The sequence below is a fragment of the Vibrio sp. YT-18 genome, from assembly GCF_033337345.1.
In the GTDB taxonomy this organism is placed as follows: Bacteria; Pseudomonadota; Gammaproteobacteria; order Enterobacterales; family Vibrionaceae; genus Vibrio; species Vibrio alginolyticus.
In genome coordinates, this window is record NZ_JAWOQO010000044.1 from 1 (window position 1) to 4,411 (window position 4,411).

General features: G+C 43.6%; 6 protein-coding genes and 1 pseudogene. 4 read left to right on the forward strand and 3 right to left on the reverse strand.

From position 1 onward, the window contains the following. Nucleotides 1-254: 254 nt before the first annotated feature. The 3 genes from R7M72_RS24010 (at nucleotide 255) to sul3 (ending at nucleotide 2,661) form a co-directional block, all read left to right on the forward strand. Nucleotides 255-1,118 (forward strand): SDR family oxidoreductase, encoded by an 864-nt coding sequence (locus R7M72_RS24010; protein ID WP_000612791.1) that lies wholly within the window; start codon nucleotides 255-257, stop codon nucleotides 1,116-1,118. Nucleotides 1,119-1,155: 37 nt separating this feature from the next. Next, nucleotides 1,156-1,401 carry a GrpB family protein gene (locus tag R7M72_RS24015; RefSeq protein WP_001354008.1) on the forward strand — a complete coding sequence of 82 codons (246 nt, stop codon included), beginning with the start codon at nucleotides 1,156-1,158 and terminating at the stop codon, nucleotides 1,399-1,401. A gap of 468 nt (nucleotides 1,402-1,869) precedes the next feature. Then, nucleotides 1,870-2,661 (forward strand): sulfonamide-resistant dihydropteroate synthase Sul3, encoded by a 792-nt coding sequence (gene sul3 / locus R7M72_RS24020; RefSeq protein WP_000034420.1) that lies wholly within the window; start codon nucleotides 1,870-1,872, stop codon nucleotides 2,659-2,661. Between the two features lie 2 nt (nucleotides 2,662-2,663). On the opposite strand, the gene R7M72_RS24025 is transcribed toward sul3, so the two are convergent. Then, nucleotides 2,664-2,939 carry a hypothetical protein gene (locus R7M72_RS24025; RefSeq protein WP_109023896.1) on the reverse strand — a complete coding sequence of 92 codons (276 nt, stop codon included), beginning with the start codon at nucleotides 2,937-2,939 and terminating at the stop codon, nucleotides 2,664-2,666. On the opposite strand from R7M72_RS24025, the gene R7M72_RS24030 reads away from it, so the two are divergent. Beyond that, entirely contained in the window at nucleotides 2,911-3,594 is a 684-nt protein-coding gene (locus tag R7M72_RS24030) for an IS256 family transposase (RefSeq protein WP_012512983.1), read from the forward strand. The two genes, R7M72_RS24025 and R7M72_RS24030, sit on opposite strands and share 29 nt — an antisense overlap. Before the next feature lie 246 nt (nucleotides 3,595-3,840). Here the strand turns inward: R7M72_RS24030 and qac are convergent, their stop codons facing one another. After that, on the reverse strand, nucleotides 3,841-4,173 hold the full coding sequence (gene qac / locus R7M72_RS24035) for a quaternary ammonium compound efflux SMR transporter QacL (RefSeq protein WP_000800531.1): 333 nt from the start codon (nucleotides 4,171-4,173) through the stop codon (nucleotides 3,841-3,843). 122 nt (nucleotides 4,174-4,295) lie between these two features. Then, nucleotides 4,296-4,411, reverse strand: a pseudogene (locus R7M72_RS26375) (ANT(3'')-Ia family aminoglycoside nucleotidyltransferase); the annotation flags it as partial.

Consider the following 4,411-nt stretch of genomic DNA (forward strand, 5'->3'; position numbering starts at 1 on the left):
GTAAGCAGAGTTTTTGAAATGTAAGGCCTTTGAATAAGACAAAAGGCTGCCTCATCGCTAACTTTGCAACAGTGCCGACAAAGTAACAATGAAACCGCAAGTGGACTGAAAAAAGGACCGGGTTGATGATAATTTGTAGTGGTGAGCTTCTGGGAGTACAAAACAAAGTGCTCAAAATTGTCGGGCTCATGGCGTTTAACGGTATTAATTTCGCTTATAATAATCTTTCTATAATAGCCTAAAGGAGAATATCTATGATACCTAATAGCGAAAATAAAAGAGTATGGTTTATTACCGGAGCAAGCAAGGGGCTTGGCTATGCTTTTACATGCGCCGCCTTGAAAGCCGGGGATAAAGTTGTTGCAGTTGCAAGGACTATCGATAATTTGGCGAAGCTAGAAGAAACATATCAAGAGAGCTTACTGCCATTAAACCTCGATGTTACAGATAGGGAGGCTGTTTTTTCTACGGTTGAAACAGCAGTTAAACATTTCGGTAGGCTTGATATTGTTGTTAATAATGCGGGTATCATGACTATGGGTATGATTGAAGAACTAAACGAATCCGATGCTCGGAAACTAATGGACACAAACTTTTTTGGAGCTCTTTGGGTTTGTCAGGCAGTGATGCCCTATTTGAGGTCGCAGCGTTCTGGACATATCATACAGATTACAAGCATTGGCGCTATTATCTCGGGTCCGATGTCTGGTATTTACAGTGCAAGTAAATTTGCGCTGGAAGGAATGAGTGAAGCCTTAGCAAAAGAAGCGGAACATTTCGGAGTGAAACTCACTATGGTGGAACCAGGAGGATATTGGACAGATTTATACACTTCGATGAGTTACAGCAATCCATTAGATTCATACGGTACACTGCGCGATGAGCTGGCGAAACAGTATTCCGAAGATTCGGTCGATAGTGATCCTTCCTTGGCAGCGGAAGCCCTTATGAAATTAGTAGCCAGCAATAATCCGCCTTTGAGGCTTATCCTTGGCAGCATGGTATACGATTTGGCGATGGATACCTTAAAAGCACGGATGGCTACCTGGGAAGAATGGGAAGCTGTTAGCCGTGCATCAGAAAAGGCTATTCCTGCACCGGAGAGATATGGAGTATAATACCAAACATGGTTTTTGAGGCAAGGACGAAACTATCATGAAAATTGAAATTATGGAATATAACCCGGATTGGACAAAGAATTTTGAAGAAGAGAAAATAAAATTGCTCCATTTTTTCGGTTCTCATGCCGTAGCCATTGAACATATCGGAAGCACGGCGATACCCAATCAACGGGCGAAACCGGTTATAGATATATTTATTGGCGTTTCGCCTTTTGCTGAACTACCTTTTATCAGCGCATTTTTAATGCAAAGGAGTATCACCACACTCCGACAGATATGACAGGCAGATATTTGTTTGCAAAATATACAAATGAAGTTTGGACCCATAATCTTCTTGCTTTGGTGTAGGTATAATACCCAAAAACGAAGTTTATGCGGAACAGGATAACACCTCGAAATCGGAGTTTATATGGCTTCGTGGGGGAGTTATGTGTTTGAGCTTTGTCGCATTAACGCGAATCAGGGGTTGACGGCAGAAATAGACTGGAATTACACTTCTTGGAGTCGGCGTTGCCGGAAAATTCTGATTGGATTAGTTGTTCGGGGTGCGAAAACAGTCGTAGTTCGGGGAAAAAACCGAATTTTGACCCAAAACCGCGAAAAACTCGAAATGACAGTTCCTATCAGTTTTCATAATGAATTAAAACAAAAAAATTAGGCTGCAAAGATAGGGAAAATGTGTCAATTTGCGTAAGTGATAATTAGTCAATTAAGATAAATGCTACTTTTGTAATCAAAGCAAAATGATATGAGCAAGATTTTTGGAATCGTAAATATAACCACCGATAGTTTTTCCGATGGAGGACTTTATTTAGATACAGATAAGGCAATTGAGCATGCTCTGCATTTGGTTGAAGATGGAGCAGATGTGATTGATTTGGGAGCCGCTTCCAGTAATCCTGATACAACTGAAGTGGGCGTTGTGGAAGAAATCAAAAGACTCAAACCTGTCATTAAGGCTTTAAAAGAAAAAGGCATTTCTATTTCTGTTGATACATTTAAACCTGAGGTTCAGAGTTTTTGCATAGAACAAAAGGTTGATTTTATTAATGATATTCAAGGTTTTCCTTATCCTGAGATTTATTCAGGCTTGGCAAAGTCAGATTGCAAACTTGTGTTGATGCACTCCGTTCAGCGAATTGGTGCAGCTACTAAAGTTGAAACGAATCCGGAAGAGGTTTTTACTTCCATGATGGAATTTTTTAAAGAAAGAATTGCTGCTTTAGTTGAGGCTGGTGTAAAGCGTGAACGAATTATTCTTGATCCGGGTATGGGCTTCTTTTTAGGCTCTAATCCAGAAACATCTATTCTTGTTTTGAAGCGTTTCCCTGAAATTCAAGAAGCTTTTAATTTGCAAGTAATGATTGCAGTGTCACGGAAATCATTCTTAGGTAAAATAACTGGAACCGATGTGAAATCTCGTTTAGCACCAACTCTTGCAGCAGAAATGTATGCATACAAAAAAGGTGCAGATTATCTCCGCACCCATGATGTTAAGTCTTTATCAGATGCCTTGAAAATATCCAAAGCCCTAGGTTAGTTTTATTTTTTTAGCTTTCTAAATGAATATGCTATACTTGCTCTGAAGTTGTGTTGGCGTACTTGACTTAGGTCTGGATCTTTCGAACTGTTACTAAGAGGGTAATCATAGCCAAACATAAACTGGAAATGTCCTAATTCTAAACCTGTTCCAATACCTACACTATAATCAAGAGGACTTAAACTTCCATCACTTCCAAAAGGTTTTGTGTACTTCTCTTGAGTTTTCGTAGCTAAATAGTAGTGTTTGTTGGTAAATCCAAATAATCCAATATTCAATCTTGCGACCGGGAAAGTCCTCTTGAAAGTACCACAAGTTCGCGGGATGGAGTTTTATCCCAGCTGCATCGAGAAAGGCATGCGCAGTGAGCGTGCTCTCAAGCTCGCCATCGCCGAAATGTATGTCAAAGGAGTAAGTACCCGCAGGGTCTCGGATATCGTCGAAATTCTTTGTGGCACCGAAGTCAGCTCGTCCCAGGTCAGCAGGCTGGCAAAGGAGCTCGATGAAGAGATTACGTCTTGGAAGGCGCAGCCTGTCGGACAGATTCAATACTTGGTACTTGATGCGACCTATGAATCGGTTCGCGTCGGTTCCCATGTGGTCAAGCAGGCGCTTCTAGTGGCTATTGGCGTTGATTACAGCGGGAATCGGCATATTCTTGACGCCGAAGTCGCGAACAGTGAGGCAGAGGTAAACTGGCGTTCCTTTCTCGAGGGTCTCGTACGACGAGGGATGCACGGCCTGCGAATGATCACCAGTGATGACCACTCAGGACTGCGCGCGGCAATCGATGCTGTCTTCCCTGGAATTCTGTGGCAACGCTGCCAGTTTCATCTGCAGCAGAATGCCCACTCCTACGTCACGAAAAAAGATGAGATCCCGCTGATAGCCGCTGATATTCGGAAGGTGTTCAATCGGAATATGTCAAGATAGTTTATGCCAGATTTTTGAGAGGTTTGCATCAAGCAGCCTTCGAAAGAGGACGGCATGACATTGAGACCGGCAAGGCGTCGTAGATACGCACTTTCCCAGTACGCCACCGTAAGGGGTTTTTCTCTTTGGCAGCAAGAATGGTTTGGTTTCTTTTTTCCTCGGCGCCGTAGGCGTCCGACTAACACCTGAATTAAGCCGCGCCGCGAAGCGGCGTCGGCTTGAATGAACTGTTAGATGCCAGCCCGATCAATGTGCGCTGACCTTGGATAGCAGATTTAGAACGGCGACGCCACTAACGATAAGTCCCATGCCAACGAACGCCCACAAGTCTAGTTTCTGGCCATGGAAGATCCAAGCGATAGCTGCCACAAGTACGATGCCGAGGCCAGCCCAAACAGCATAAGCAATGCCGACCGGGATGGACTTGAGTGCGAGAGAGAGGAAATAGAACGCAAGCCCGTAGCCAGCCACAACTACAACAGAAGGAACTAACTTGGTGAATCCATGGCTGGACTTCAGTGCGGAAGTTGCGACGACCTCACCAAATATTGCAATAGCCAGAAAGAGCCAGTTCTTCACGTGCAATCTCCTCTACGGTATGAAGGATAAATAGTGGTGGCTATGAGTTGCCAAAAACAGTCTTGCGGCTGTCGATTTTCTGTGAGCATACGCAACGCCAAATCTGGCATCTAACGCTTGAGTTAAGCCGCGCCGCGAAGCGGCGTCGGCTTGAACGAATTGTTAGACATTATTTGCCGACTACCTTGGTGATCTCGCCTTTCACGTAGTGAACAAATTCTTCCAACTGATCTGCGCG